Source organism: Anaerobacillus sp. 1_MG-2023, from assembly GCF_030547345.1.
GTDB lineage: Bacteria > Bacillota > Bacilli > Bacillales > Guptibacillaceae > Guptibacillus > Guptibacillus hwajinpoensis_B.
The window spans coordinates 112,978-139,640 of the sequence record NZ_JAUORD010000008.1; the positions used below are offsets into that span (position 1 = coordinate 112,978).

Annotated in this window: 24 protein-coding genes and 2 pseudogenes; 17 read left to right on the plus strand and 9 right to left on the minus strand. The window is 39.2% G+C overall.

Features of this window, described 5'->3' with window-relative positions:
- Positions 1–5 precede the first annotated feature (5 nt).
- Together Q4550_RS14500 and Q4550_RS14505 are read left to right on the plus strand one after the other, a co-directional pair.
- On the plus strand, positions 6–371 hold the full coding sequence (locus Q4550_RS14500; RefSeq protein WP_303533817.1) for a response regulator transcription factor: 366 nt from the start codon (positions 6–8) through the stop codon (positions 369–371).
- On the plus strand, positions 364–3,252 hold the full coding sequence (locus Q4550_RS14505) for an ATP-binding protein (RefSeq protein ID WP_303533819.1): 2,889 nt from the start codon (positions 364–366) through the stop codon (positions 3,250–3,252). Before Q4550_RS14500 ends, Q4550_RS14505 begins: the two co-directional genes overlap by 8 nt.
- Positions 3,253–3,269: 17 nt before the next feature.
- On the opposite strand, the gene Q4550_RS14510 is transcribed toward Q4550_RS14505, so the two are convergent.
- A complete protein-coding gene (locus tag Q4550_RS14510) occupies positions 3,270–4,826 on the minus strand; it encodes an ABC-F family ATP-binding cassette domain-containing protein (protein ID WP_303533822.1) in 1,557 nt (518 codons plus the stop codon).
- A 338-nt stretch (positions 4,827–5,164) separates the two neighbouring features.
- On the opposite strand from Q4550_RS14510, the gene Q4550_RS14515 reads away from it, so the two are divergent.
- On the plus strand, positions 5,165–6,277 hold the full coding sequence (locus tag Q4550_RS14515; protein ID WP_483298565.1) for an endonuclease: 1,113 nt from the start codon (positions 5,165–5,167) through the stop codon (positions 6,275–6,277).
- A gap of 121 nt (positions 6,278–6,398) precedes the next feature.
- Here Q4550_RS14515 and Q4550_RS14520 read toward each other — a convergent pair.
- Both Q4550_RS14520 and Q4550_RS14525 read right to left on the minus strand, forming a co-directional pair.
- Positions 6,399–7,157, minus strand: a pseudogene (locus Q4550_RS14520) (manganese catalase family protein).
- Positions 7,158–7,241: 84 nt separating this feature from the next.
- Positions 7,242–7,400, minus strand: coding sequence for a DUF2642 domain-containing protein (locus Q4550_RS14525; RefSeq protein WP_303533826.1), 159 nt, complete (start codon positions 7,398–7,400; stop codon positions 7,242–7,244).
- Between the two features lie 125 nt (positions 7,401–7,525).
- On the opposite strand from Q4550_RS14525, the gene Q4550_RS14530 reads away from it, so the two are divergent.
- Positions 7,526–7,972 (plus strand): staygreen family protein, encoded by a 447-nt coding sequence (locus Q4550_RS14530; protein WP_303533829.1) that lies wholly within the window; start codon positions 7,526–7,528, stop codon positions 7,970–7,972.
- A gap of 63 nt (positions 7,973–8,035) precedes the next feature.
- On the opposite strand, the gene Q4550_RS14535 is transcribed toward Q4550_RS14530, so the two are convergent.
- Positions 8,036–8,752: a 3-ketoacyl-ACP reductase gene (locus Q4550_RS14535; protein WP_303533831.1), complete on the minus strand. Its 717-nt coding sequence runs from the start codon at positions 8,750–8,752 to the stop codon at positions 8,036–8,038.
- 207 nt (positions 8,753–8,959) lie between these two features.
- Between Q4550_RS14535 and Q4550_RS14540 the strand changes: the two genes are divergently transcribed.
- From Q4550_RS14540 to Q4550_RS14560, 5 genes and pseudogenes are all read left to right on the plus strand, one after another.
- The gene (locus Q4550_RS14540; RefSeq protein WP_303533833.1) at positions 8,960–10,324 is read left to right on the plus strand and encodes a sigma-54 interaction domain-containing protein; all 1,365 of its coding nucleotides are present in this window, start codon (positions 8,960–8,962) and stop codon (positions 10,322–10,324) included.
- Positions 10,325–10,442: 118 nt separating this feature from the next.
- Positions 10,443–11,840 (plus strand): YjiH family protein, encoded by a 1,398-nt coding sequence (locus Q4550_RS14545; protein ID WP_194220150.1) that lies wholly within the window; start codon positions 10,443–10,445, stop codon positions 11,838–11,840.
- Between the two features lie 27 nt (positions 11,841–11,867).
- Complete coding sequence (locus tag Q4550_RS14550) at positions 11,868–13,193, plus strand: aspartate aminotransferase family protein (RefSeq protein WP_303533835.1); 1,326 nt, start codon at positions 11,868–11,870, stop codon at positions 13,191–13,193.
- A gap of 233 nt (positions 13,194–13,426) precedes the next feature.
- Positions 13,427–14,035: a DedA family protein gene (locus Q4550_RS14555; RefSeq protein WP_303533837.1), complete on the plus strand. Its 609-nt coding sequence runs from the start codon at positions 13,427–13,429 to the stop codon at positions 14,033–14,035.
- 149 nt (positions 14,036–14,184) lie between these two features.
- A pseudogene (locus Q4550_RS14560) lies at positions 14,185–14,607 on the plus strand (AhpC/TSA family protein); the annotation flags it as partial.
- A 128-nt stretch (positions 14,608–14,735) separates the two neighbouring features.
- On the opposite strand, the gene Q4550_RS14565 reads toward Q4550_RS14560, so the two are convergent.
- Entirely contained in the window at positions 14,736–16,079 is a 1,344-nt protein-coding gene (locus tag Q4550_RS14565; protein WP_303534013.1) for a globin family protein, read from the minus strand.
- A 235-nt stretch (positions 16,080–16,314) separates the two neighbouring features.
- On the opposite strand from Q4550_RS14565, the gene Q4550_RS14570 reads away from it, so the two are divergent.
- Positions 16,315–18,423 (plus strand): HelD family protein, encoded by a 2,109-nt coding sequence (locus tag Q4550_RS14570; protein ID WP_303533839.1) that lies wholly within the window; start codon positions 16,315–16,317, stop codon positions 18,421–18,423.
- Positions 18,424–18,652: 229 nt separating this feature from the next.
- On the opposite strand, the gene Q4550_RS14575 is transcribed toward Q4550_RS14570, so the two are convergent.
- Together Q4550_RS14575 and ytzI are read right to left on the minus strand one after the other, a co-directional pair.
- Positions 18,653–18,847: a YwbE family protein gene (locus tag Q4550_RS14575; RefSeq protein WP_226616492.1), complete on the minus strand. Its 195-nt coding sequence runs from the start codon at positions 18,845–18,847 to the stop codon at positions 18,653–18,655.
- On the minus strand, positions 18,825–19,004 hold the full coding sequence (gene ytzI / locus Q4550_RS14580; RefSeq protein WP_194220143.1) for a YtzI protein: 180 nt from the start codon (positions 19,002–19,004) through the stop codon (positions 18,825–18,827). The genes Q4550_RS14575 and ytzI overlap by 23 nt, the downstream gene beginning before the upstream one ends.
- 194 nt (positions 19,005–19,198) lie before the next feature.
- Between ytzI and Q4550_RS14585 the strand changes: the two genes are divergently transcribed.
- The 6 genes from Q4550_RS14585 to Q4550_RS14610 all read left to right on the plus strand — a co-directional run bounded on the left by Q4550_RS14585 (position 19,199) and on the right by Q4550_RS14610 (position 23,792).
- A complete protein-coding gene (locus Q4550_RS14585; protein WP_303533844.1) occupies positions 19,199–19,540 on the plus strand; it encodes a lmo0954 family membrane protein in 342 nt (113 codons plus the stop codon).
- A gap of 22 nt (positions 19,541–19,562) precedes the next feature.
- Positions 19,563–20,207, plus strand: coding sequence for a PspA/IM30 family protein (locus Q4550_RS14590; RefSeq protein WP_303533846.1), 645 nt, complete (start codon positions 19,563–19,565; stop codon positions 20,205–20,207).
- 98 nt (positions 20,208–20,305) lie between these two features.
- Entirely contained in the window at positions 20,306–21,031 is a 726-nt protein-coding gene (gene liaF / locus Q4550_RS14595) for a cell wall-active antibiotics response protein LiaF (protein WP_303533849.1), read from the plus strand.
- Positions 21,028–22,056: a sensor histidine kinase gene (locus tag Q4550_RS14600; RefSeq protein ID WP_303533852.1), complete on the plus strand. Its 1,029-nt coding sequence runs from the start codon at positions 21,028–21,030 to the stop codon at positions 22,054–22,056. The genes liaF and Q4550_RS14600 overlap by 4 nt, the downstream gene beginning before the upstream one ends.
- Positions 22,053–22,685, plus strand: a complete 633-nt coding sequence (locus tag Q4550_RS14605) for a response regulator (RefSeq protein WP_303533854.1) — start codon at positions 22,053–22,055, stop codon at positions 22,683–22,685. Before Q4550_RS14600 ends, Q4550_RS14605 begins: the two co-directional genes overlap by 4 nt.
- A gap of 258 nt (positions 22,686–22,943) precedes the next feature.
- Positions 22,944–23,792: a YitT family protein gene (locus Q4550_RS14610; protein ID WP_194220137.1), complete on the plus strand. Its 849-nt coding sequence runs from the start codon at positions 22,944–22,946 to the stop codon at positions 23,790–23,792.
- Positions 23,793–23,841: 49 nt separating this feature from the next.
- Here the strand turns inward: Q4550_RS14610 and Q4550_RS14615 are convergent, their stop codons facing one another.
- On the minus strand, positions 23,842–24,570 hold the full coding sequence (locus Q4550_RS14615) for a TspO/MBR family protein (RefSeq protein WP_303533856.1): 729 nt from the start codon (positions 24,568–24,570) through the stop codon (positions 23,842–23,844).
- 125 nt (positions 24,571–24,695) lie between these two features.
- Positions 24,696–25,727, minus strand: coding sequence for an NADP-dependent oxidoreductase (locus Q4550_RS14620; protein ID WP_303533859.1), 1,032 nt, complete (start codon positions 25,725–25,727; stop codon positions 24,696–24,698).
- 223 nt (positions 25,728–25,950) lie between these two features.
- Between Q4550_RS14620 and Q4550_RS14625 the strand changes: the two genes are divergently transcribed.
- The gene (locus Q4550_RS14625; protein WP_303533860.1) at positions 25,951–26,649 is read left to right on the plus strand and encodes a YqjF family protein; all 699 of its coding nucleotides are present in this window, start codon (positions 25,951–25,953) and stop codon (positions 26,647–26,649) included.
- The last annotated feature ends 14 nt before the right edge of the window (positions 26,650–26,663 follow it).

The window sequence follows — 26,663 nt, forward strand, 5'->3', positions numbered from 1 at the left end:
GAAATATGGGACCAAAACTATTAGTAGCAGAAGATGAAGAGATTCTAAGAATGTTAATCGTTGATACACTTGAAGATGATGGGTATGACATCGATGAGGCTGAAGATGGGGCGGAAGCATACAATTTTATTCAAGATAATGACTATGATTTAGTATTACTTGATTACATGATGCCTGAGATGACTGGCCTTGAAGTTATCAAAAAAGTTCGCTCTGAAGGGAACATGGATGTCAAAATCATGATGCTAACGGCAAAGGCTCAGAAGAAAGATGAAGAGATTGCAAGAGAAGCTGGGGCGAATTATTTTATTTCAAAACCGTTTAGTCCTGTTGAGCTTGCGAGCGTCGTAGAGGATATTCTTGGTGAATAGAAGGTGGAAAAGTAGTTTATCACGTCAATTTGTCTGGTTTATGAGCGGGTTTTTGTTATTGATTTTAATAGTAGCCGTAGGATTGGGGCTCTATAGTCAGTCGATTGAAAAAAAATATGAGGAAAAAGTTGTTAACCTTAGAGAAAAGCAGCAGTACGCTGTTGAACTAGAAGATAGTTTGAATGATATGTTTTTTGAAGCACGAGGCTATCTGGGATTTCGTTTGGATGATCCGTTTCTCAATAATTACGAAGCCAAAAAGAATTCGATCGTCGATAAAATCAATCAGTTAGAGCCGAAATTGAACAGTCCCGAAGAGAAAGAATATCTCACATATCTTCAAGATAAGTTAATAAATTATTATAACCTGTTTGAAGAAGCGAAAGGTCAGGTAGCTAGTGATAATACGACTGGATTACAAATCTTATCTCAAAATCAAGGTGGCAGCAATCTCGTTTACAATTTAAGAGATCAAACGAGAAATTTAGTTTCTGACGTTGAGAATGAAATAACCGCAACAGAGAAGAATTTAATTGATCGTTTAGCGAACTTACAAATTCTATTTGTTCTCTTTGTAGTATTCCTTCTCTTAATAGCTACCATTCTTGCTGGGATAATGGCTCGTCGTATTGGGAAACCGCTGCAAGAGCTCGCTTTGGCATCCAGTCAAATGTCTTCCGGTGAAAATGTAGCGGTACCGCATGTCAGAAGGTCAGATGAGCTTGGAGAGCTTGCTAGATCATTTAATTTAATGATCACAAATATTCAACAAAACGAAAAAGCACTTATTGCATCAAATGAAACGTTGTTGGAGCAAAGCGAAGAACTTCAAAGTAGTAAAAATACCCTTGAAGAAAATGTAAAAGTAATGAACGTTCAGAAGCAAGTGTTAGAACATCGTAATGAATTAAACCGTTCACTTGCTTCAACGCTAAATAAGAATGAGTTATTACAAAGTATTATTACGAACATGATTCATATCTTAAGTTCAGATAAAGGGATTATTGTGATGCTGAATCAAGGAAAAGATTATGCGTCGTTAGGCATCAGCCAGGAGAAGGTACATCAGTGGATTGATCATCTTACGGATGGACCTGGAATAAAAGCAGTTCAACAAAAGCGGTATCACATTGTACAAAGACCAGCCTCAGTTGGAGAAGCAGGATATCATGGTGATGAAGTTCTCTCAAATGATCTGTATATCCCTGTGGTTTCAAGTAATGAAGTAGTAGCTTTATTGTGCATTACTAGAACTGGGGTAGAATACAAGCCAGAAGAAGTATCGGAAATCAATGGTTTATCACGTCAAATTTCTCTTGCTTTAGATAAAATCCTATTATATGAAACAACAGAGAATGAACGACAGGTGAATAGAGAAATATTGAATACGATTCGAGAGGGAATTCAACTCGTAGACAGGGAAGGAACGACGCGTGCTGTTAATGATCAAATGTGTACGATGTTGGATGCCTGTTTCCCTGATGGCGTAAACGAAAAAACATTTGCTGAGTGGAGTTCGAAGTTTCTTCTGCAAGTTGATTTAGATGATCGCGATGCAGTAAAGTCGTACGTGCATGACGTCATTGCGGGTGTTAAACCTAAGCAAAGTGAATTAATTTATCAAACAAATACAGAACCAGCGCTCTTTATTCAAATGTATTATGAGCATTTATATAATGGTGATAAGTTCATTGGATCGATTTTTGTTCATCGCGATATTACTCGTGAACATGAGGTAGATGAAATGAAAAATGAATTCGTTAGTACAGTTAGTCATGAACTTAGAACGCCGCTTTCAAGTGTTCTTGGCTTTACAGAGCTTATGCTCTCAAAAGAGCTAAAACCTGAGAAGCAAAAGAAATATTTAAGCACGATTTATAAAGAAGCGAAGCGATTAACCTCGCTTATTAATGACTTTCTTGATATACAGCGGATGGAAGCTGGAAAGCAAAATTATGACAAAGCAAGAGTGAATTTGAAAGAAATTATTGAAGAAGTGCTCGATAACTATCGCGTTCATTCTCATCTTCATTCTTTTATGATTGAAGACACAACAGATGAACATGAGATTATTGGAGATGCAGATAAGATCAAACAGGTCATCAATAATTTCATTAGCAATGCGGTAAAGTATTCTCCAGAAGGTGGGGCGATACTAACGCGATTCAGAGTAGGAGAAGGTCAGCTTTATGTGGATATTAAAGATGAGGGTCTTGGAATTCCACAAGATGCTCTAGCTAAACTCTTTACGAAGTTTTATCGCGTTGATAATTCAGATCGACGTCAAATTGGTGGAACTGGGCTCGGGCTTGCTATATCGAAAGAGATTTTGTTAGCGCATGATGGTGATGTGGAAGTTACTTCTGAGCTTGGGAAAGGAAGTACATTCACACTTGTTTTTCCTCTGATAAGAGAAAGGTTGCCAATAGAACCGAAATCAGGGGAATTGGAGGATTCAGGTGTATTGATTGTAGAGGACGATGATAGCCTTGCCCTTTTATTGATGGAGGAAATTACTGAAAGTGGATTTGCGGCCCATCATTGCCGCAGTGGTGAAGCAGCGATCAAAATGCTTGAGACAATGACTCCAAAAGGAATTGTGCTAGATATTATGTTAGATGGGCGAATGAGCGGATGGGATGTTTTGAAAGCCGTGAAGCAATCAGAGCGTACGAAGGATATTCCAATCTTTGTATCTACAGTAAGTGAGGAGAAGCAGCGAGGTTTTGAGCTAGGTGCAAATGACTACCTTATTAAGCCTTATCCCCCTCAAAATCTTACAAAATCATTGATTAAATCTATCGTTAACAAGAATAATAACGGTAAGATACTAGTTCCGGATTATTCGATTGAAGATATAAAAAAAGGCTTATCCGAATAATCGGATAAGCCTTTTTTCTAAATTAATTTCGTTGTCCAATCTTCACAGTTCCATACATCTGTTGCAATGTCTTGATAGAATTCAGGTTCATGGGAGATCAGAATGATGCTACCCTTGTATTCGTTTAAAGCACGTTTCAATTCAGCTTTCGCTTCTACATCAAGGTGGTTTGTTGGCTCATCAAATACGAGCAAGTTGGATTCTGTGTTCATCAATTTACAAAGTCTAAGTTTCGCTTTCTCGCCGCCGCTAAGAACGTCGACCCTGCTCTCAATATGCTTCGTTGTTAGGCCGCACTTGGATAAGGCAGCTCGAATTTGAGCCTGGCTGTAGTGGGGAAACTCTCTCCACATCTCTTCAATACAAGTGTTAGATGTTCTTGTCTTAATTTCTTGTTCAAAATAACCAGTATAAAGGTAATCACCAAGCTCAACTGAACCTTCAATCGGCTTAATTTCGCCAAGTATACTGCGAAGAAGTGTCGTTTTACCAATCCCATTTGCACCCATAAGGGATATTTTTTGCCCTCTTTCCATTGAAAGATTTAATGGACGGGATAGTGGTTCATCGTAACCAATAACAAGATCTTTTGTTTCAAAGATGAGCTTGCCAGAAGCCCGAGCTTGCTTAAAATGAAACTCTGGTTTTGGCTTTTCTTTGGCGATCTCAATTACATCCATCTTATCAAGCTTCTTTTGTCTCGACATCGCCATGTTACGCGTTGCAACTCTTGCTTTGTTTCTCGCAACAAAATCCTTCAATTGAGAGATCTCCTGCTGCTGCTTTTTAAACGCTGCTTCAACCTGTTGTTTTTTCACTTCGTATACAGATAAGAAGTTATCATAGTCACCTACGTATCTTGTTAGCTCTTGATTTTCCATGTGATAAATCAAGTTGATTACGCTATTTAAGAAAGGAATATCGTGAGAAATGAGTATAAACGCGTTCTCATATTCTTGTAAGTAACGCCTGAGCCATACAATGTGCTGCTCATCAAGAAAGTTTGTCGGTTCATCGAGAAGGAGAATATCAGGCTTCTCGAGAAGAAGTTTAGCAAGAAGGACCTTTGTTCTTTGACCACCACTTAAATCTTGTACATCTTTTTCAAGGCCGATTTCATCTAGTCCAAGCCCACGTGCAATTTCTTCTACCTTTGCATCAATTACGTAGAAATCATTGTTAGCGAGCATATCTTGCATTGTTCCTGTTTCTTCTAACAATTTTTCTAGCTCTTCTGGAGAAGCTTCCCCCATTTTCGCAAATAGCTCGTTCATTTCTGCTTCGTAATCAAACAAATACTGAAAAGCGCCTTTAAGGGCGTCACGAATCGTCATGCCTCGTTCAAGAACAGTGTGCTGATCGAGATAGCCGACTCTTACATTTTTCGACCATTCAACTGTTCCTTCATCTGGTTCTAACTTTCCAGTAATAATATTCATAAATGTCGACTTACCTTCGCCGTTAGCCCCAACAAGTCCAATATGTTCGCCTTTTAGAAGACGAAATGATACATCATCAAAAATAGCACGGTCACCGAATCCGTGTGTTAGGTTTTTCACGGTTAATATACTCATAGGAAAACACCCTTTATTTATGGTTTAACAATCCTCATTGATTATATCGGACTATGGGCTGGGATGAAAGTAAGGAAGATGAGAAAACGATGGGAATTTTCGTAAAAAGCAGCCGTATAGTAAGAAAGACACAACATAAGGCGTGATGAGGCATTTGACCTATGAAAAATAAAGGAACATTTACATCGTGTTTCATTTAGCTTAATAGTGTACGTTTACACTAGAGGGGCTTCATAAAACGGAGCTTTTATTTTAAAGGGGAGGGAAAATGAATGAATACCACACGTCGTAGGGTTTATGGAACGGTTGCTTTTATGTTAGTTGTGTCGTTGATTATGATGTATTTCACGATTACACCATCTTTTGCTGATGGATCTGGAACTTCATCATCACCTTTTTCAGTTAATCAGGGAATAGCAAATCAAGGTAGTACAGGGTCAGTTGAAGGGTATATTGTTGGAAAGCCAGTCTCAACTTCCTCCGTAACTACGTCTGACTTCTCAGATGACTATGCGATCGCGATTGCCGATCAAGTGAATGAAACAAATGTAAATGAAATGCTTTTCGTCCAGATTCCATCACCTTTCAGAAGTGAATTTGGGTTGCAAAGTAATCCTAGTTTACTAGGTGAAGCTGTTGTGGTCAGTGGAAGTCTAACAGATTATTTCGCTCATACTGGAGTGAAGAGTGTTTCCGATATGGAATTAAGTGATGGTGGAGGAAGTGGGGATCCTAACGACCCAGGTGATGGAGAACCATCCCCTTACGATGATACATACTATAGCTCGGCTGTTGGTAAAACTGGTAGTGCCTTAAAATCTGAGCTGCATCTTATCATCGATGATCACAATGAGCTAACTTACAGTGAAGTTTGGGATGCCCTACGCGTGACGGATGAAGACCCAGCGAACCCGAACAACGTACTTCTTCTTTATAGTGGCAGATCTCAAAGCAAATATGAGAATGGTGGTAACGTTGACGACTGGAATCGTGAACACGTTTGGGCGAAGTCTCACGGGGATTTTGGGACATCTATGGGGCCAGGAACAGATATTCATCATTTACGTCCAACTGATGTAACAGTCAATAGCTCACGTGGTAATCTTGATTTTGATAACGGGGGATCGCCTCAATCTGAAGCACCCGATAACTATTATGATAGTGATTCTTGGGAGCCTCGTGACAGTGTGAAAGGTGATGTAGCACGGATGATTTTCTACATGGCTGTTCGTTACGAAGGGGACAGTGGTGAAGTGGACCTTGAAGTAAATAATCTTGTGAATAATGGCTCTTCACCATTTATTGGGAAAGTCTCTGTGTTAAAAGCATGGAATGAAATGGACCCCGTGGATTCTTTTGAAGAAAATCGAAACAATGTTATTTATGATCAATACCAACATAATCGCAATCCGTTTATTGATCATCCAGAATGGGTGGAAGCGATTTGGTAGCAAGAAAAGAGCACCTGCCCTTAGGTAGGTGCTTTTTTCTATAAATTTCGCATTAAACGTTTTGCGATCTGTTCATAATGATCCTTAGTAATCCCTGGCGCAAATTCTTCTGGAAGATCATCTAGATTAGGAAGAGGAGTCCCTTCTGGTGCCCCTCAATCACCATTAGTTTTTCACCATTTTCCGGGTTAGTCCTTTTCCATATTTGTTTAATACCTAAGTAATCGCTAACACTCCAAGTATAAAGAACATTGTTCAATCCTTGTTTTTCAAATTTTCGAGCATAGTCAAATTTGGAGTTATCAAGGCTCGGAATCGGAAGCATTTTTGTTAAGTCTGTACCTGTCGCGATCTCTATCGCTTTTGCGTATGCAAGTACATGAGTTCCACCACTTACGAGTAAGTGCCAATCATTTCTAGGGCTGTAGGATGATCGGTCATTTCATAGACGCGCATCTTATGCGTTCTTGCATCAACCTTAAGAAAAATTATGGAGGAGGTCAAGCACTAGATTGCCGCTACTGAAGACATAATCTCCGGGACAGTTGCCCATTTCATCTGCAGCATGAGCTGTATTTCGCACGTCTTTACTATTTTGTAATGGAGTTAAATCAGGTGGCGCTTGAAAAGAACTTCCAGTGGTCAACAAGTTGATCGAGGTTGTGACTAATTCCACATGTCCAAATTCTTCTGCAGTAATACTGGCAACAAGGTTATAAAAAAGGCTTCAGCTTTTTTTCTCACGAAGGCTAAACGACTGGAACATGTACTTATTTAGTGTAGACAATTCTCCAAAGCGTCCTCCAAGTAAATCCTGTACAGCAGCTGCGTTTGCATCCCTATGATCTAGTATCGGAAGCTCAATTAACTGCTTATTGATTCGCTAAAACATGCAATCCCCCCTTTAATTAGGAAATACCCAGGCAATTTGTTGAATGGGAACAAAAAAAGGGGTTTCGTTCACTTATAAAACAATATGATCTGGCATCACGGATTCGAGCATTCCTTGGAGTGAGCCATTTGTTGTTTGAACTGATATCAATCTCCCTTCAATTGATATCAGTGTTTGATAGAGGGATCTACAGAACTGACTAATTGGGGGTGTTGACTCAAATTCTCTCATCCTCTCAAAAGTGTCCTTAAGCTATATTAATTTACGCACTGTATAGGTTGTCATAGTCGATAAGAATGGAATGAACCCATATGAGTGATGACCCATAGTCTGTAAAAAGGAGGGGGAAAAGATAAGTGAAGCAGAATCTGATGGTTACGTATCGTGATGGAATGAGAGAGAAGAACTGTATATTAGGAAGGAAATATACATTAACACATTCCGATATAACTGGAGAATTGTTTTTAACGATTGGAAAAGAATATGCCTTTGATCGTATTTCTTCCATAAGAGATGAGGTGCTTGGAAGCTTTCGAAATGATTGTGGACTCTATTTCTACGTATATGTCTTAATTGACGATCCTACAGAAGAGGGGAAGTCGATTATAAGAAATCGGATATTTCGAAAAGAGTTACCTGGAGCTTTATCGGCTATAAGAATAGGAGATGAACACTTATATCAAGCATATCCAGAACTAGATAATTTACCTATTTGGGTTTACTTTGATTCAAATGAAGCCCAATTGGAAGCTTATGAGTACTATGGATCACTTAGAGAATATAGAAACAGCCAGCATAAGTAGGCTGGCTGCTTCTTTCATTTAAATTAATCGTGAGAATAAGAGTAACTTTTGTGAGAGTTTACCTTATGGGTTAGTTGTCCATAAACCTGCTGTTTTAATGAATACACGTTTGTTCATTTTTAGTTGAGCAACGATAAACTCAGCCATATCTTCTGGTTGAAGCATATTCTCTTGATTTCCATCTGTTAGGTTATTTTCTACTGCGAGATCCGTAGAAACGGTACTTGGTGTTAGCGCACTAACACGGATGTCATGCTTGCGAACTTCTTGAGCTAGTGATTCCGTTAGACCCATAAGTCCGAACTTAGAAGCACTATAGGCACTAGTAACTGGTGCACCTTTTTGTCCTGCTGTAGAAGAAATGTTAATAATATCTCCTGATTTACGCTCAATCATATCTGGCAGTACAGCACGTGTTACATAGTAAGCACCTAGTAAGTTCACTTGAATGATCTTTTCCCACTCTGTAACTTCGAGATCCATGAAGCCACCCATTTTAGCGATACCTGCATTATTAATAAGAATGTCTACTTCCCCAAGGTCTTCTTTCAGTTTAGCTACAGCTGTTGTTACTTCCTCATTAGATGAAACGTCTGCAATAGCGAAGGAAGTTTTTACACCTTCTGCTTCGATTTCTTTCGCTACATTCTGAAGTGTCTCTTCTGTACGGGCAATCATTGCGATATTTACGCCTTCTTTTGCAAGGGCAATTGCCGATGCTCGACCAATTCCTCGAGCTGCCCCTGTAATTAATGCTGTTTTTCCTTTAAGAGCTACCATGTTGTTTCCTCCCTCGTTAACTTTAAGTTCCAACGTTTATTCTATAGGGTTAGCTTTAAGCAGGAAAGAATTTTGCTTTGCGACTATAATAGTGTGATAAAATATAAAAATGAGATTATTCAAAAATGAATAGTGAATAACTTAATAGATAAGGGATTTAATAACACATTGCAAAAGTATTCATTAATGAATAGATGAGGTGGTCGTATGGCGAAATGGAATGAATATGAGGCAATCTTTCATTCTTTACAAGAGGATATACTTGTCACAGATCCTAATGGAATCATTGTGAAAGTCAGTGAAGGAACAGGGATGGTTTATGGTGTTAACGCAAATGACTTAATGGGGAAATCAGTATATGAACTGGAACGAGAAGGTTTATTCACACCACTTGCAACGCCACTGGTGGTAAAGGATAAGAAGCGTGTTACGTTTGTGCAAACGGGTTCTGATGGCAAAAAGCTGCTTGTAACAGGTTTGCCAGTGTTTGATGATGCTAAAGAGCTAGTAAGGATTGTAAGTTATTCTCATGATATTACTGAACTAATGGAAATAAAGGCCGGGATGGAAGAAATGTCTTCCGAGATGGAGCGTGTTAAAAATGAGCTTGAGCAACTTAAGCAAAGGCAGGATGATGAAGGGCTTATCGCTAGAAGTCATGAAATGAGAAAAGTGATGGCAACAGGGAAACAAGTTGCAGGTGTGGATGTTAATGTTCTCCTTCTAGGAGAGTCCGGAGTAGGAAAGACGGAAATGGGAAGATACATTCACCATAAAAGTGATCGTAGAAATGGACCGTTTATTGAGGTGAACTGTGGAGCAATTCCTGAAGCGCTTTTCGAAGCAGAATTGTTTGGTTATGAAGATGGCGCATTCACGGGAGCTAGAAAAGGTGGACGTATGGGGTTAGCAGAAATGGCGTCGACAGGAACACTTTTCTTAGATGAAGTCGGTGAACTTTCACTGCAAAACCAAGTGAAAGTGTTAAAGTTAATTCAAGAAAAACGCTTCTATCGACTTGGTGGAACAAAAGAAATTCATTCTGATTTTCGGTTAATCAGTGCAACGAATAAGGATTTGGAACAAGCTGTGCGAGAGAAGAAATTTCGAGAAGATTTATTTTTTCGGTTGAATGTCGTCCCATTGATGATCCCTCCACTAAGAGATAGAAAAGAAGATATCCTTCCACTCATTCAATCGTTTGTCGATCATTTTTCTAGACAATATAAACGAAAGCGGATGCTAAATAAGATAGTGATGCATGAGTTAACTCAGCATGTGTGGAGGGGAAACGTTAGAGAGCTGATGAATTTAATAGAGCGTCTTATTGTTACTTCAGATGCATTCGTTATACACGAGGAAGATCTCCCTCAAACATATAAAAATTCGAGTGAAGACTATTCAGAAATGAATAATTTTAATGAAACTTTACAAGAAACGGTTGAAAGAGTTGAGAAAGAACGACTTGAGCAGGCTAGGCGTCAGTTTCGAACAACGACAAAGATTGCTGATGCGTTAGGGATAAGTCAACCTACAGTAGTTAGAAAACTTAAAAAATACAGAATTCAATAGTTTTTGGCATAATACTTGCATATTAAAAGAAGCAAGAAGTGAAAATTACTCTTGCTTCTTTTCTGATTTATATGCAAGAATATGAATTAATATTAAAAACGTCGAAGGAGAGTGAAGAATGGAAGTTAAACAGGAAAAATCCTATCCTCTTGAAAGTACGGGTCAATCAGTAGAGAAATCTCAAACAAAAAAAGCATATGCATGGTTTCTTATTCCATCGTTAATCGGTATCTTATTATTTCTTGTTCCCGTTCCTTTTAATGGGAAAATGACGATTGGGGTCGGGATTTTGGCTGAGTCTATACAAATAAAACTAGCGCCTATCTTGCCTGGATTTATGACCGCCATTCTTATTTTATCTGCTATTATTCCTATTATTGCAAAAGCTTTTGAACCAAAAGCCATCATGCTTCGTCCGTTTCTGAAGCAATTATTTTATGTGAATTGGTTCTGGATTAGTACGAGGTTAATTGGTGCATTATTCGCAGTAATGACATTGTTTAAATTCGGTCCAGAATTTATCATCTCGGATGTTTCGGGTGGTACAATGCTATACTCACTCGTTCCCGTTCTTGCAGCATGGTTTCTCTTTGCTGGTCTGTTAATGCCTCTCTTACTAGAGTTCGGGTTAATGGATTTCTTCGGAACAGCCCTTCGTTATGTGATGCGTCCTTTGTTTAAGTTACCTGGTCGCTCATCCATAGATGCACTTGCTTCCTGGATGGGGGCCGGAACCGTTGGGGTACTGATCACAACGAAACAGTATGAAGAAGGCTATTATACAAAAAGAGAAGCTGCTGTTATTGCAACAAATTTTTCGATCAATTCGATCGCATTCAGTCTTGTTGTTATTAGCTTCATTGGTTTAGAAGATATGTTTATTCCGTTCTATTTTACGGTTGTGGTAGCAGGGCTAGTTGCTGCGTTTGTTTGTCCACGTATACCACCGCTATCTCGAAAAGCGGACACGTACTATGAGGGTACAGGAAAACAAATTTCTGAAGATGTACCTGAGGGTGTCTCTAGCTTCAAATGGGGAATACAAAAAGCACTAGAGAAGGCTTCTGAAGTAAAAGGAGTGAAGCATGTAGCTGGTCAGGGTGTTAACACCGTGCTTGATATTTATTTTGCTCTTATTCCGCTTGTGATGGCACTTGGAACAATTGCCCTTATTATTGCTGAATTTACGCCTTTCTTCACATATTTATCAATGCCGATCGTACCGGTCCTTGAACTTATGCAAATTCCTGAAGCTGCTAAAGCAGCGCCGGCTATGTTAGTTGGTTTTGCAGATATGTTTTTACCTGCAGTTATAGGAACAGGGATTGAAAGTGAATTAACGCGATTTGTTATTGCAGCTATTTCATTAACACAATTAATTTATATGTCAGAGATTGGTATTTTGCTAGTGAAATCGAAAATCCCAATTTCCGTTCTAGAACTTGCTATTATTTTCTTGCAACGTACGGTTATAACACTTCCGATTATTGTTGTCATGGCCCATTTCTTTGTATAAAAGCAGAATTTAAAGGAGGATATCACATTGGCTACATCATTTGAACATAGATATAACAACATGTCAGACTATCTTGCACCAAGTATGGCAAAGGATCATCCGAATTTACCAGTCGTGAAAGAAGAGGGTTGCTATTACTATGGGACAGATGGCCAAACGTATCTAGATTTTACATCAGGTATTGCCGTAGCGAATACGGGCCACCGTCACCCTAAGGTTGTACAGGCTATAAAGGACGGTGCGGACTCCCTTATGCACGGGCCTTCTGGAGTAATTATGTATGATTCAATTCTAAAGCTAGCAGAACGTCTTCAAGGCATTATGCCGAAAGATTTAGATTGCTTTTTCTTTGCGAACAGTGGCACTGAGGCCATTGAAGGTGCGATGAAACTTGCTAAATATGTAACGAAACGACCGTATGTTGTTTCCTTTACGGGTTGCTTTCATGGACGCTCGCTTGGCGCTCTTGGTGTAAGTACATCAAAAAGCAAATACCGTAAATTTATACAGCCTAATGGACTAACCTATCAAATTCCATATGCGGATGCTGCTAGTTGTCCAGCAGGGCAAAGTGTAGAGGATTATTGTGTTGGTGAGCTTGAGAAAGATTTCGAAATGCTTTTTGATCATCAGGTAACTCCTGAAGAAGTGGCTTGCGTAATCGTGGAACCTGTTCTAGGAGAAGGTGGCTATATCATTCCACCGAAAGAATGGTTACAAAAAGTAAGAGAGATTTGTGATCGCCATGGCATGCTACTAATCTTTGATGAAGTTCAAACAGGATTCGGACGGACTGGTGACTGGTTCGCTGCACAGACGTTTGATGTTACACCTGATATTATGGCGATAGCAAAAGGAATTGCTTCTGGGATGCCTCTTAGCGCCACAGTAGCTTCCAAAGAACTAATGAGTCAGTGGCCAATGGGAACACATGGTACAACATTTGGTGGTAATCCGATTGCTTGTTCAGCGGCGCTAGCTACTCTCGACGTAATTGAAGAAGAAGGATTACTTTCCAATTCGAAGGATATGGGTGCTTATGCATTAGAAAAATTAGCTTTTATAAAGGAAAAGCACCATGTGATCGGAGATGTCCGTGGTGTAGGGCTAATGATTGGAATTGAAATTATTGATCCAGAGACAGGCGCTCCAGACGGAAATGGAATGATGCGGATACTAGATCTGTCTCTTGAAAAAGGGGTGCTTTTCTATCTGTGCGGAAAACATCAAGAAGTGATTCGAATGATTCCTCCATTGATTATTACGAAAGAACAAATTGATGAAGGCCTCCGTATTTTTGAGGAAGCTGTCACGGAGTTTGAACAAGAGAAACACGTTGTTTCTGTAGGATAATGTTTTAATAACCCCCCATCACTATGGACGTGATGGGGGTTTTGTTGTTGAAAGCTACGTGGATATAACTAATAAATCGAGTAAATCATTTCATTTCCGCGGAAATATTTCAAAGTTTGCGGGTTAAAACGACATATCAATTCAGTATTACGTATTAAAACAGTGTTACATTGGTTTCAGACTCACTGATCAGGGAACTTAATACATAGTTTTAAATTGAGAGGGGATCCACTATGCTGGAATTTCTGATTCATTTCCTGAAAGAGCTTGGAATCTGGGGTCTTTTAATAAGCAATGCTATTGAAGCATCATCTCTACCTTTTCCGGGGGGGATGATGACTTTGACGTACGGTTATTTATTGAATGCTTCAATGATCGAGATGGTTGGTTTTGCATTTCTAACGAGCTGTATTTACACGATTTTTAGTTTTATTCCATATGGGATCGGTTTGAAAGTAAAGGATATAGTCGAAAGGAAATTAAAAAAGAAGAAGGTTGAACGCGTTCAAAGATGGTTTAGAAAATGTGGTTCATGGAGTATTGCGATTACACGCCCACTTGGGATAGGGAACTATGTATCCTATGTGTCTGGTATGAGTAAGGTCAAGCCCTGGATATTTGGAGCACTTACCTTCGTCGGTATATTTCCTTGGACAATCGCTATGTTGTGGATTGGGCGGAATGGGAATATAAAATCAGTTCAAGCGATTTTAGGGAGCATACAGAAATATGTCTTTTTAATTGTTGTAGTGGCAGTTATTGGATTCATTGGGTATCACTACTATCATAAAAGGTGTAAAATCGATAGTAAGAAACAAGTGTTCAACACCGATCAAACGTAGCATTGATCAGGTAAGGAGAGATTGTATTGGATAAATTAAATTATGAACTCGAAGTTCCAGGAAGTACCACTGTTACTCTGGAGCAACTGATTAATCAAAAGAAATCGATGGTCGTATTTGTCCGTCACCTTGGCTGACCAGTTTGTCGAGCTTATCTTACGCAGTTGCGTAAGCGCGTAAATGAAATTGAGAATGAGGGCTTTCAGATTATAGCCGTCGCCCCCTCAAATGCTACTTATATTAGCCAGTTTACAGAGGCTTTTGGAGAATTTCCGTTTGTCATTGCAGGTGATCCGAAGAGAGAAGCATACCGTGGCATGGGACATCATACGATGCCGAAGTGGAAATTACTTGGCCAAGCAGCGATTGGATTTGTCACCCGTAAAATGAATGGGTTTATTCCAAAAGAACAAAAGAAAAAAGATTTTGTATTAAAGTCGATGAAAACGCAAGATGTATATATTCAAGGTGGTACGTGGATTTATGATGAGAGAGGGAAGTTAATCTGGCATCATATCGATCAGTCGCCAGAAGATCATGCGAAAATCGATTCGGTTTTAAATGTATTGTGATTGACTGTATGATGCATAGAGAAAAGCTCCTAGCTATTAGTTAGAGGCTTTTTTTATGCAAAAAAAACAGAGAAGCTCGAGACTTCTCTGTTTTTCCATATCTATTATAAGGGGGGAAGACATGTGTTTTATTGATTAACAATTTTCTTGCGAATGGCAAATGCTGAACCAGCAGCTGCTAGAGAACCTAGAGTAATCCAAAGTGCTGTTAGGTCAGATGACTGCTCACTCGCACCACCCATACCTGTTTTTGGCATATCACCAGGCATTGCTTCTCCTGCAAATTTGTCTGGCATTTGCTTAACGATAGCGCCTCCAAGAGATTCGCCTACACCAAACATGAATGCATAGCCTGCACGGAATTGTTCAATTGAACCTTCGTAATCACCAGACATGTAAGCTTCAAATGATCCAATTACTTGTTTTTCATGAGCCATAAGAGCTTCAGTAGCAGCGTCAGTTGGAAGGTTTTCTTCTGTTGCTGTTCCTAGGAAAGCTCCAAAGTTCTTAGGGAATGTTGTCATCATACGTTCTTTCGCCATTTCCATAGCTTCCTCGTCTTCAGATAGAGATGCAACTACAAGGTCAGCTTGTGCAGCAATATGATCTTCTTGCCAAATCTTTTCAAACTGAGCAGCACCTTCATCTCCGTAGATTGAACCGATAGCTGCTTTAAAGTCAGCAGTGTTTCTGTCTTCAGCCCAGTTTACAAAGTCATAGTCTTCTGATTGGTCATAGCCTTTTTCAAGACCAAGAGAAGAAAGAGCAAAGTGCTCAGATGCAAGGCTGTTTAGAGTTGAGCGTAATTCTGCAGCAGGAGTATCAGCTTTAGTATTTTCAAATTTATCAGGCATCTGCTTTACAATTGCACTAGATAGTGCTTTGCTGATCGCAAACATATGCTTATGCCCTTCACGAAATGATGTGTAAGCTTCTTCGTAATTTCCTTCTGTATACTCATCAAAAGTTGTTAGGACTTGATCTTCGTGAACTTCTAGAACATCTGCAGCGGCTTCCTTAGGAAGATTACCTTCTGTAGCTGTATCAAGGAAAGTGGAGAATTCTTCAACAAATTCGTCTACTTCAGCTTCAGCTTCTTTACGAAGTTCTGCATCATCTTCGGTTGCTGCTTTTACGAAATCAGCGGAGTAATCATTGTGACCTCGAAAGATATCTTCAAATTGTGCAGCGGCTTCATCGCCATAGACAGATGCAATCGCTGGTGTCATATCAGCTGCGTTTTGATCCAGGGCTTCAGTTACTTCTTCTGCATCCTCTGTCCCGTCATATGATTTCGTCATGGATGAAACAGCTAGTACAAAATGTTCGGATAAGAGCTGATCCAGTGTTGCGCGTAGATCTGAAGCAGGCGTTTTGGCTGTTGGCTCAGCTGTCGCTGCCCCAGCGACTGTTGGAAATAATAAGGTTAGGCCTAACGCGGGAACCATTAATTTCTTGAATGCTTTTTTCATGTTCATTTTACTTTTCACTCTCCTCGATTTTTTTACCGTTTATTTTGATTACACATAGCTAACGTTCAAAGTGAATAGTTGGATCATTTATTTATAAACTTTTTCATAAAGTTTTTTAAAATGGTAAAAACACTAATTTTAATATTCTAAAAACAATTGGTTGAACTACCTAAGTTGTGGTAATATTAATCTTCTGTCTGATTTAGAGACAAATCTCATAAGGAGGTAACTGATCTTGGACAATAAGACTCAAAGTGCCTATCGGAAAGAGAAGCAGCAACTCGATCAAATCGCTGCAGAGATTACAAAACAGCGGCAGGTGTTGGAGAACTACCCCAGGTATTCTGGCGATAATGTAACAGAACAAGTTCTTGAGAGCATTCGAGAGGAGAAGCGTCAATCTCTTGTCATAGCTTCAAAAGAACCTTACTTTGCACGAATGGATTTTCAAGAGAATGAGAAGGAATCACATTCGTATTATATTGGGAAAGTTGGCGTAGCACATGGAGATTCACAGGATTCTCTGGTTGTAGATTGGAGAGCTCCTGTTGCGAGTATGTTCTACGCATTTACAGGGCCAGAAGAGGATGTTTATTATGTATCGCCTGATGGCGTCATCGAAGGGAATATAGAGCTGAAGCGAAATATTGTGATTCGAGATAAAGAACTTCAGCGAGTCGTAGACACCTATGTAGAAGGTAGCGATGATTTAAGTGGCTCAGATGAATTTCTTCTATATCGTCTGAGTGAAAATAAAGATAACCGTCTCCGTGACATCGTATCAACAATACAAACAAAGCAAAATGATATTATTCGTGCTGAGCGATCGACGCCACTTATCATACAAGGAGCAGCAGGAAGTGGTAAGACAACGGTTGCGCTTCATCGATTAGCTTTCTTACTATATGAATACAGAGATACCATTCAAGCGGGTAAAATGATTATCTTTGCACCGAATAGGATGTTTCTTGATTATATTTCAGGTGTCCTTCCGGAGCTAGGCGTAGGGGGAATTCAACAATCAACCTTCACGGATTGGACAATAAAAACGATTGAAGAAAAGATTACGATTGATTCATCTGGTCACGACCTCAGAAAGTGGTTTGGGAAGAGTCGATTCGATTTTTCAATTGCAGAAGGAAGAGTAAAAGGATCACTGGCATTTAAAGAATGGATTGATCAAGCTATACATCGTTATAGCAACTCAGTCGGTCCGGTTGGCTCCTTTCACCCATTTGAAAGAAGAGAGCTTTCAGAAACGAAGGTCAAACAATGGTTAAAAGACCTTTCTGCATATCCTGTTGGACGTAAACGCGATATGATGATGAATCGATTTAAAATTTGGATAAAAGATGAGATCAAATCGGTAGAGGGAGCCCATTTAAAGAAAGAATATCGCAAACTAGCAAACGATCAGCTGAAGAATTATTTTAAAACATGGCCGAAGCAAACTGCTCTTTCGTTCTATCAATCACTCTTTCAATCGAATGTTCCTAGCTACATAACACAGTCAGAAAGAGCAGATGTTATAAATGAAGAACTTGTGATGGAAACGGCAAAGCGATTAAAAAAGAAGAAGTTATCGCCGGATGACCTTGCTCCTCTCCTTTACATTCAATTCCAATTAAACGGTATTGATAAAGAACATAGGTTTCAGCATATTGTAATTGACGAAGCTCAAGACTTTTCACCTTTTCAACTGGCGCTTCTGAAAGATGTGAATCGAAGTCAATCTTTTACAATATTAGGGGATTTGGCACAGGGCATTCATTCATATAAGGGCATTCATAACTGGGAAGAATTTAGGGTGCTTTTTAACGGTAAAGACATTTATATGGAACTTGAACAAAGTTATCGATCGACTTTAGAAATTATTGAATTTGCGAATGAAGTGATAGCTCATGCGGATATACCGGTTCAACCGGCTGTGCCTGTTTTTCGAAGTGGGAAGAAAGTCGAAATAAGCAAAATAGATAAGAAGAGGCATGTTAGTAGCTTGATAAAATCAGCTAAAGAAATGCAAGAGAGAGGTATGAATACAGTAGCGATTGTTGGTAGGAGCGAAGAGGAATGTCGTGATTTGTATGGCAATCTTAGTAGGTATGATGAGAAGTTGCATCTTATTACTGCGGATGATCGATCTTATGAAGGGGGACTATCAATTGTGCCGATCTATCTTACTAAGGGATTAGAATTCGATGGAGTTATATTGGCAAATGCTAACGAAGATAATTATAGTACACATGCAACAGATGCGAAATTACTATATGTAGGATGTACAAGAGCATTGCATGAATTAAAACTCTTTTATATAGATACTCCTTCACAATTGCTACCAGTATAATCAAACGTTTGTTTAAAAGTTACCTCTGCTATTTCCTACATTTCATTCTTTGCAAAGGGAGAAGCAGTCATGACAGAAGAACTTCTCAAAGTAAAGACTGCATATGAGCATTCTTCTTCAGTACAAGGTTTTTCCATACATTATCTTGATAGTTAGATGGCGTTAAAACAATAATAAAGATGAACCCCCGGACTGAAAATCAGCCGGGGGTTATTTTTATGAATTCAGCTTACGATAAAATTGATTTGACGCGACCAACCTGTCCATCTTCAAGACGTACTTTGATACCATGCGGATGGGTCGGAGACTTCGTCAGGATATCTTTCACGATTCCTCTTGTCGTTTTCCCTGAACGCTGATCTTGTTTCAAGACGATATCAACGGTTTTCCCTGGTTCTATATTACTTCTGTTCTGTCCGTTCATCAGTAACCTCTTTCTCTGTCGTTTCGTTATGCTGCTCCTCAGGCAACGGATCGACAGTATGTTTGACACTGTATCCTTTTGATACAGCCATTCCAAAAGCAGCGGCAATGACAATCGTCATAATGACAACGACGATGACTGTTATCGTAATAACCATTCCCGAACTCCTTTCCGTGATGTCTGCTTTCACTTTACCATGATTATCGCGGTTAAGATAGAACATGATCTGATGAGGGGTGTCATATAGCTTAATCTGTCTAAGTCGCTGGTCCTATATAAATATATAGCTTTAGCTCATTATGAAGGCATTGATAAGCAGGTAGAATCAAAGTATGAAAGGAGGCGATTAAGATGAAGAAAGCAGGTTTGCTTTTACTTGGGATTATCGCTGCGATTGTATTGCTGTCGAATCTTGGTCCATTAGTAGGTATGATGGTTAGCGTAGTCATCCTCTATATTGCATTTAAGAAGTTTATTCAGGCAGATTCAACAACTGGTAAAGTCATCTGGGGGATCTTAGGATTCATCGGTTTAAGTACTGCCGTGGCGAATATGCCAGCTATTCTTGGTCTCGTAGCTATCTACATTCTTTATGTCGTTTATAAAAAGTGGGATGGAGCAAGTTCCGATAAGAAAGACGATGACCCATTTACAAATTTTGAAAAGCAATGGGATGAACTGAAGAAAAGTTAATCAAACAAAGGAGAGAATGGACATGCCAAATTTACTTAATCGCATCAAAAACTCAATTGAAGCTGATTTTCATAGCATCCTTGACCAGAAGGAGGAGAAAAATCCAATTTCTCTTTTAAATCACTATTTAAGAAAGTGTGAAAGAGAAGTGGAAAAGGCGAGGAAACTTGTCGAGCGGCAGTCAACGCTACTTTTAGAATTCAGAAGAGAATTAGATAAAGCGCGAAGAAATGGTGAGAAACGCGCTGGACAAGCTGTTTTAGCAAATGAAGCAGGCGAGGCTGAGCTGTATGAGTTCGCCAAACAAGAGCAGTTGCAATATGAAGAAAGAGCTAACCACTTATCACAATTGATGGATGAGGCAGATCTTGAACTTAAACGTCTCGAACAAAAGTACGAGAAAATGAAGCATAAACTTAAAGATATGTCGATTAAGCGAATGGAATTAATGGGGAAAGAGAATAGTGTGAGGGCTCATCATAAGATGGATTTGGTTCTGGAAGAAAGGAATCTAGATCAACCTTTTAATCGTTTTGATGAGATGGAGAGTTATATTGAGCAACTTGAGAAGAAAGTGAACAGAGATTACGATATGTCTACTATTGATACAAAGTTCCACTTACTTGAGAAAAAGGCGAAAAAACAAGAAACAAATTCAAATTCTTAGAGAAATAGTGGTATTCTAAAAGAGGCGCGTGCGCCTTTTTTAGTCATGAGTATAAAAGGTGGAATAACGATAAATGAGTGATGAATGGAGGGTCGCTAGTGTGGAAAAATAGACATAATGACACTGTTAATGGACTTCTGATTATTGGGGTTATTCTTATCTTGTTAGAAGTTTCTTTAAATGGCGGCCTCCTATTCTTATTAATTCTTTCCGCTGCATTTGTTTATATGGGGAGAAAAGGTCTTCCACGAACTTCAGGAAAAGTTTTTCTTGGACTCGGTATCTTTTTCTTTATAACGACCGTTATGAATATGGTAGTCGTGAAGTTTTTTCTTCTTGTTCTATTAGTCTATCTTGGCTTCCAGTTTTATCAGTCCAAACAAAAACCGAAGAAAATAAGGCCGGTACTTGAAAAGCCTTCAGTGTATGAAGAAGGAATGGTTCATCAAAAGCCATTGTTGCAAAACAAGTGGTCCGGTCGACAGAAAACCCATGATCATGTGTACGAGTGGAATGATATTAACATTCAAGCTGGTTTTGGTGAAACGATTATCGATTTAAGTTACACGGTTCTCCCTAAAGGAGAATCCGTTATTTTGATTCGAAACTTCGTAGGAAAAGTGCAAATACTCATTCCCTATGAACTCGAAGTGAATATTCAACATTCAGCTATGATCGGATCTGCGACGTTGTTACAACATGAAGAACCTGGAGTGTTTAATCAAGTCCTCTCTTATAAAACGAATGGATATGATGATGCTACTGAGAAGGTAAAGCTAGTCACCTCGATGTTTGCTGGAGATTTAGAGGTGAAGCGAGTATGAGTGTCATGAAGCGTCATATACTATTTGGTGCATTACTGTCACTCTTGCTATTTTTTCTTTTCTCTGCCGCTTATTTGACTGTCTTTCCACCGGCGTCTCTTTCCCTTTTATTTGAGAAAGATTTAATGGACTTACCGTTCGGGTTAATCGTTCCAATTATATGTGTAATGATTGGAGCGGCTGTTGGAGGAATATCAGGTTTATATGCGAATAAAGAAATTCAAAACATTGCAGATACGCTAGAGGAACTTGATAAGGGACGTGCTTTACATAACTATAGTGGTACAAGTCTAAATGTCGTTTTTGAACAAATTGATAAATTGCAAAACCGAATGAATGATCAAGTAAGACTAGCCCAGAAGCTTGCGAACGAGAAAGCAGAGGATCATGAGAAGCGAGTTCAACAAGTCGTATCCGAAGAACGCAATCGTCTTGCTCGTGAGCTACATGATTCCGTGAGTCAGCAGCTGTTCGCTGCTTCCATGTTAATGAGTACGATAACGGAAAGTCGTGAAGCAGCGGATGATCTAGAAACAAAACACCTTAAGATGATTGAAGAAACCATACATCAATCCCAACTAGAAATGCGCGCTCTCTTACTTCATCTTAGACCTGCCGCATTGAAAGATCGTTCACTCGAGGAAGGGATAAAAGAGCTATTGAACGAACTGTCTCAAAAGGTGCCAATCCAAGTGAATTGGAAGCTTGAAGCTATTGAGCTCGATAAAGGTGTTGAAGACCATCTGTTTCGTATACTACAAGAATGTGTATCCAATACACTAAGGCATGCGAAGGCATCGACACTAGATGTCCTACTTATTCATCGAGATGGACGTACGATCTTACGAATAGTTGATGATGGGGTTGGTTTTAAGATGGATGAGAAGAAAGCTGCATCATATGGATTACAAAACATGCATGAACGAGCACTCGAAATCGGAGGAGTTCTTAAATTAGTCAGTCTTCCACATAAAGGGACTAGGCTGGAAGTAAGCGTACCACTTGTTGGGAGGGGTAGAGAATGATTAAAGTTTTGTTTGTTGACGATCATGAAATGGTTCGGATTGGTGTTTCATCTTATTTATCTGCTCAGGCTGATATTGACGTCATTGGAGAAGCGGATAATGGAAAGAAAGGGGTAGAACTCGCGCTATCCCTTCGTCCAGATATCATATTAATGGATCTAGTTATGGAAGAAATGGACGGGATTGAAGCAACAAAACAGATTATTACACAATGGCCAGATGCAAAAATCATTATCGTAACAAGCTTCTTAGACGACGAAAAAGTCTATCCAGCACTTGAAGCTGGAGCTACAAGCTACATGCTGAAAACATCGAAAGCAGTTGAAATTGCAAATGCAGTTCGAAAAACACACCATGGGGAATCTGTTCTTGAACCTGAAGTAACGGGGAAAATGATGTCGCGGATGAGAAGCAGAATTCAAAAGCTGCCACATGAAGAACTCACGGATCGAGAGATGGAAATTCTCTTATTAATGGCTCAGGGAAAGGCCAACCAGACGATTGCCAATGAACTGTTTATTGCACTTAAAACAGTGAAGGTTCATGTGAGCAACATTCTTGGAAAACTTGAAGTTCATGATCGAACCCAGGCGGTTATTTATGCGTTTAAGCATGACCTTGTAAAATGAGCAAAAACAGAAGCTGTTTTTGCTTTTTTTAATACAATGAAGAGAAGGTGATTCTACTTATTTAGCAACCGAAAATTTAGAAAATTCTTGTATATTAGTGTCGAATTCAATAGATAATATAGTAACAAAGACCTATTTATGAGTTGTAACCGCTTCAATTAAAAATCTTAGGTTTAGGCTGTTTACAAAGCACTGAATCCCTATTATAATCCCGATTGTGCTTACGAAACGAAAACAAAACAACGGGAGGGATAATAGATGCTTCATCACATCAAAACTTATCTGCTAATTACTTTGGGTGCGCTCGGTGTTGCAACCCACGTTCATTTCTTTCTATCTCCTAATAGTCTTGCTACGGGGGGAGTCAGTGGTTTATCGATTCTGATGAACCATCTAGTCCCGAACCTGTCAGTCGGAATGTTTATGATCATCTTAAACGCAGTACTTTTGTTAGTTGGAATTCTTTTTCTCGGTCCTAAATTCGGTGTTAAAACGATCTATGCGAGTTTCGCTTTATCCCTTGCTGTATGGGCATTTGAACGCTTTATTCCAGTAACTGAGCCATTTAGCCAGGATATCTTAATTCAATTAATTATTGGTCAATGTATTGCTGCAGCTGGTATGGGACTTGTCTTTCATCAGAAAGCTTCTACTGGTGGTACAGATATTATTGCGATGATTCTAAATAAGTATTTCTCTATGGAGGTTGGAAAAGCCGTTCTGATCTCGGATATTTCAATTGCACTATTCTCAGTCGTCTTGTTTGGACCTGAAATCGGAATGTATGCGATCTTTGGTGTCATTCTAAATGGCCTAGTCATTGATTATACGCTTCAGAGCTTTGAAGCTAAGAAAGAGATTGTGATTATCAGTAAAGAAAGTGAAGAAATTCGATCCTTTATTGTTGAAGAGATTGGAAAAGGCGCAACAATCCACACGGCTAGAGGGGCGTTTACTTCTGATGAAAAAGAAGTGATTACAACAATCCTTGGTAGAAAAGATCTACTTAAATTGAAAAAGCATGTTGGTGTTGTTGATCAGAAAGCCTTTATTACGGTTCACAGTATGAAAGAAATTCTTGGTCAAGACTTCAAATCTCTTGCATAATAGATTAAAACCCCTTTTCCAAAACGGAAAAGGGGTTTCTTACTTAAAATTATTTCTTAGTTTTAAAAGTATACAGAAGCGTAACGATCAAAATAAGAGCAGCCAGTACATAAGATGAGTAAACGACTAATGGTACATCTCCATTTTGATTTTTAACTCCAATCCCAATAAAGGCCCAAACAAAAACGAGTGGGTATATCCAATCTTGCTCGCTTTTCAAGAAATAAAGAGCAAGAATTGTCGCGATGATTAATAGTAGAAATGTCCATATCGTATCGGAAATACCAAATCCATCCCAGTCAATGTATGTTAGGTAGTAACTAATGTTGGCGATCGTCGCAACGCTAATCCAACCCAGATAAACGGAAAAAGGTAACAAATCAAAGAAAGAAGCGTCTGCTGCTTTCAAATTAGTATAGAGCTTAATGAGTGTGAAGAGTAAAAGAAGCATAACGATCACCGATAAGCCGAAGAATTCATAATGCCACATGAAAATCCAAAGACTATTAAGAATGGAACTTAGAACAAATAATCCACTTGTTTCCTGGTAGATTGGCAAATCTCTCCGACTTTTAGGAAATTGACGAATAATCCATATCCCTAGAAGAAGATAGATCAGCCCCCATATACTAAAAACATAGCCGGCAGGTGTAAAAAGTACGTTCAGTCTATTTGATATTTCTCCTGTCGTTTGACCATTTAACGGTAGTGCATTAGCAAGGCCATTTACTGTTACGACGAGTATATACGCAATGAGATTAAGAAGAAATTTACCCATAAGGACCTCCTAGATATAAAGTCTATAGTACATACTATTCCTTCTTAATCTTAAACATAACCGTCTTTTTATGTGCATGAGCACATAGAAAAACCTGCCCCTAATTAAGGGGCAGGTGAGTGTTATTAGCGATTAGGAAGTGTAGCATATTCAGGATCTGCTACTTTTACAAGTTGTTTACCAAGGTTAGTACCTTCAAAGAGACCAAGGAATGCGTCAGGAACGTTTTCAAACCCTTCTACGATTGTTTCTTCATATTTTAACTTGCCTTCTTGTAACCATTTCCCTAATTGCTCAGCACCTTCACTAAAGCGATCTGAATAATCGCCTACAACGAAGCCTTTCATGAGAGCACTTGATTGAATAAGTTTTGTCTGAACGCGTGGACCAAGGTCCGCTTCTTTCTTATTGTAAGAAGATATTGCGCCGCAAACAGGGATACGAGCAAATTTATTTAGTAGGCTAATGGCAGCATCGCCGATTTCGCCCCCAACGTTTTCATAATAAACGTCAATGCCGTCTGGACAAGCTTCTTTTAGCGCTTTGTATACATCCTGGGTTTTGTAGTTAATTCCTTCATCAAAACCAAGTTCGTTTTTGATATAGTCGATCTTATCGTCTGAACCAGCGATACCTACAACGCGGCACCCTTTGATTTTGGCAATTTGACCAACAACAGAGCCTACTGCTCCAGCTGCGCCTGATACAACTACTGTTTCGCCTTCTTTAGGCTGACCGATATCGAGAAGTCCGAAGTAAGCTGTTTGTCCCGGCATACCAAGGATTCCAAGATGTGTGGTGATTGGAGCAATAGATGGATCGATTTTTCGAAGATGCTTTTCATTCACAACTGAGTATTCTTCCCAGTTTAGGTGGCCAATAACGACATCACCTTGATTAAATTGAGAAGACTTAGATTCGGCAACTTCTGCCACGACACCACCGTTCAATGGTTCGTTGATTTGGAATGGTGCTACGTACGATTTTGCATCTCTCATACGACCTCTCATGTAAGGGTCTACTGTAAGGTATAGTGCACGTAGAAGAACTTCTCCATCTTTTGGTGATGGAATGTCCGCTTCAACAATGTCGAAGTGTTCCATTGAAGGCATACCTTCTGGTCGTTTTGCTAGATGAATTTGTCTTTGTTTACTCATTCATAATCCCTCCATTATATGATTGATGCCTCATTCATTTCTTATCTAAGCTGTTCCACCTAAACGGTACCACAAAACATTACAGTTTATCAAAGTATTCGCATTGTAAATAAGCACATCTTCAAACAGTCCTTAGCATCTTCTTCAACACATTCAAATTCTATTTTTTTTTGAAAGGAATGGGCATAATTGGTTATGATACGAAAGAGAGGAGGAAGGTCAATTGAGTTCCAGAACTAGCGGATGGATTATGAAACAAACGTGGGAGGATCTTTTGTTTCTACACTGGTCTGTTGATCGTGATTGGCTTCAATCCATACTTCCACCTCAACTAGAAGTAGATACGTTTGAAGGGAAGGCCTGGATTGGAATCGTTCCGTTTGAAATGAATCAAATTCGATTTCGTGGTTTACCTTCAGTTCCCTTTGCTTCAAAACTACTTGAACTTAATGTGCGGACTTATGTGAAGTATGGCCAAAAACGTGGTGTGTATTTCTTCAGCCTTGATGCTAGTCATAAAGCAGGTGTTATGGTGGCGAGAAATCTTTTTCACCTTCCTTACCTTCAAGCAAAAATGGGTAAAAAAAGTGATGGAAAGCAAATTAGCTTTTGGTCTTCTAGAACACATAAAGGTGTTGAAAAATCCGATTACCATATTATTTATGAACCACTAGGAACATCTTATGAAGCGCGAAATGGAGATCTTGATTTTTGGCTTACAGAAAGAGATCGGCTTTTTATTGTAAGAGGAAATAAAGTATTTCAAGGGAAAATTAAGCATGATCGATGGGCACTTCAAAAGGTTGATGTCGCTGTTCTTCGTGATACTCTATCACACCCATATCACTACTCTGATCAAGTTGTTACTCATTTCTCTAAGAAGGTGACAACTTATTTGTGGCCATTTGAGAATGTAACCTAGACTTAAAAACCCCT

What these genes read in the sequence shown, in the direction of transcription:
- Q4550_RS14500 (WP_303533817.1), top strand. Translation starts at nt 6, where the DNA reads ATGGGACCAAAACTATTAGTAGCAGAAGATGAAGAGATTCTAAGAATG.
- Q4550_RS14510 (WP_303533822.1), bottom strand. Translation starts at nt 4,826, where the DNA reads ATGAGTATATTAACCGTGAAAAACCTAACACACGGATTCGGTGACCGT.
- Q4550_RS14515 (WP_483298565.1), top strand. Translation starts at nt 5,165, where the DNA reads ATGTATTTCACGATTACACCATCTTTTGCTGATGGATCTGGAACTTCA.
- Q4550_RS14525 (WP_303533826.1), bottom strand. Translation starts at nt 7,400, where the DNA reads ATGAGAGAATTTGAGTCAACACCCCCAATTAGTCAGTTCTGTAGATCC.
- Q4550_RS14535 (WP_303533831.1), bottom strand. Translation starts at nt 8,752, where the DNA reads ATGGTAGCTCTTAAAGGAAAAACAGCATTAATTACAGGGGCAGCTCGA.
- Q4550_RS14540 (WP_303533833.1), top strand. Translation starts at nt 8,960, where the DNA reads ATGGCGAAATGGAATGAATATGAGGCAATCTTTCATTCTTTACAAGAG.
- Q4550_RS14545 (WP_194220150.1), top strand. Translation starts at nt 10,443, where the DNA reads ATGGAAGTTAAACAGGAAAAATCCTATCCTCTTGAAAGTACGGGTCAA.
- Q4550_RS14555 (WP_303533837.1), top strand. Translation starts at nt 13,427, where the DNA reads ATGCTGGAATTTCTGATTCATTTCCTGAAAGAGCTTGGAATCTGGGGT.
- Q4550_RS14565 (WP_303534013.1), bottom strand. Translation starts at nt 16,079, where the DNA reads ATGAAAAAAGCATTCAAGAAATTAATGGTTCCCGCGTTAGGCCTAACC.
- Q4550_RS14575 (WP_226616492.1), bottom strand. Translation starts at nt 18,847, where the DNA reads ATGAACGGACAGAACAGAAGTAATATAGAACCAGGGAAAACCGTTGAT.
- ytzI (WP_194220143.1), bottom strand. Translation starts at nt 19,004, where the DNA reads ATGGTTATTACGATAACAGTCATCGTCGTTGTCATTATGACGATTGTC.
- Q4550_RS14585 (WP_303533844.1), top strand. Translation starts at nt 19,199, where the DNA reads ATGAAGAAAGCAGGTTTGCTTTTACTTGGGATTATCGCTGCGATTGTA.
- Q4550_RS14590 (WP_303533846.1), top strand. Translation starts at nt 19,563, where the DNA reads ATGCCAAATTTACTTAATCGCATCAAAAACTCAATTGAAGCTGATTTT.
- Q4550_RS14600 (WP_303533852.1), top strand. Translation starts at nt 21,028, where the DNA reads ATGAGTGTCATGAAGCGTCATATACTATTTGGTGCATTACTGTCACTC.
- Q4550_RS14605 (WP_303533854.1), top strand. Translation starts at nt 22,053, where the DNA reads ATGATTAAAGTTTTGTTTGTTGACGATCATGAAATGGTTCGGATTGGT.
- Q4550_RS14610 (WP_194220137.1), top strand. Translation starts at nt 22,944, where the DNA reads ATGCTTCATCACATCAAAACTTATCTGCTAATTACTTTGGGTGCGCTC.
- Q4550_RS14615 (WP_303533856.1), bottom strand. Translation starts at nt 24,570, where the DNA reads ATGGGTAAATTTCTTCTTAATCTCATTGCGTATATACTCGTCGTAACA.
- Q4550_RS14620 (WP_303533859.1), bottom strand. Translation starts at nt 25,727, where the DNA reads ATGAGTAAACAAAGACAAATTCATCTAGCAAAACGACCAGAAGGTATG.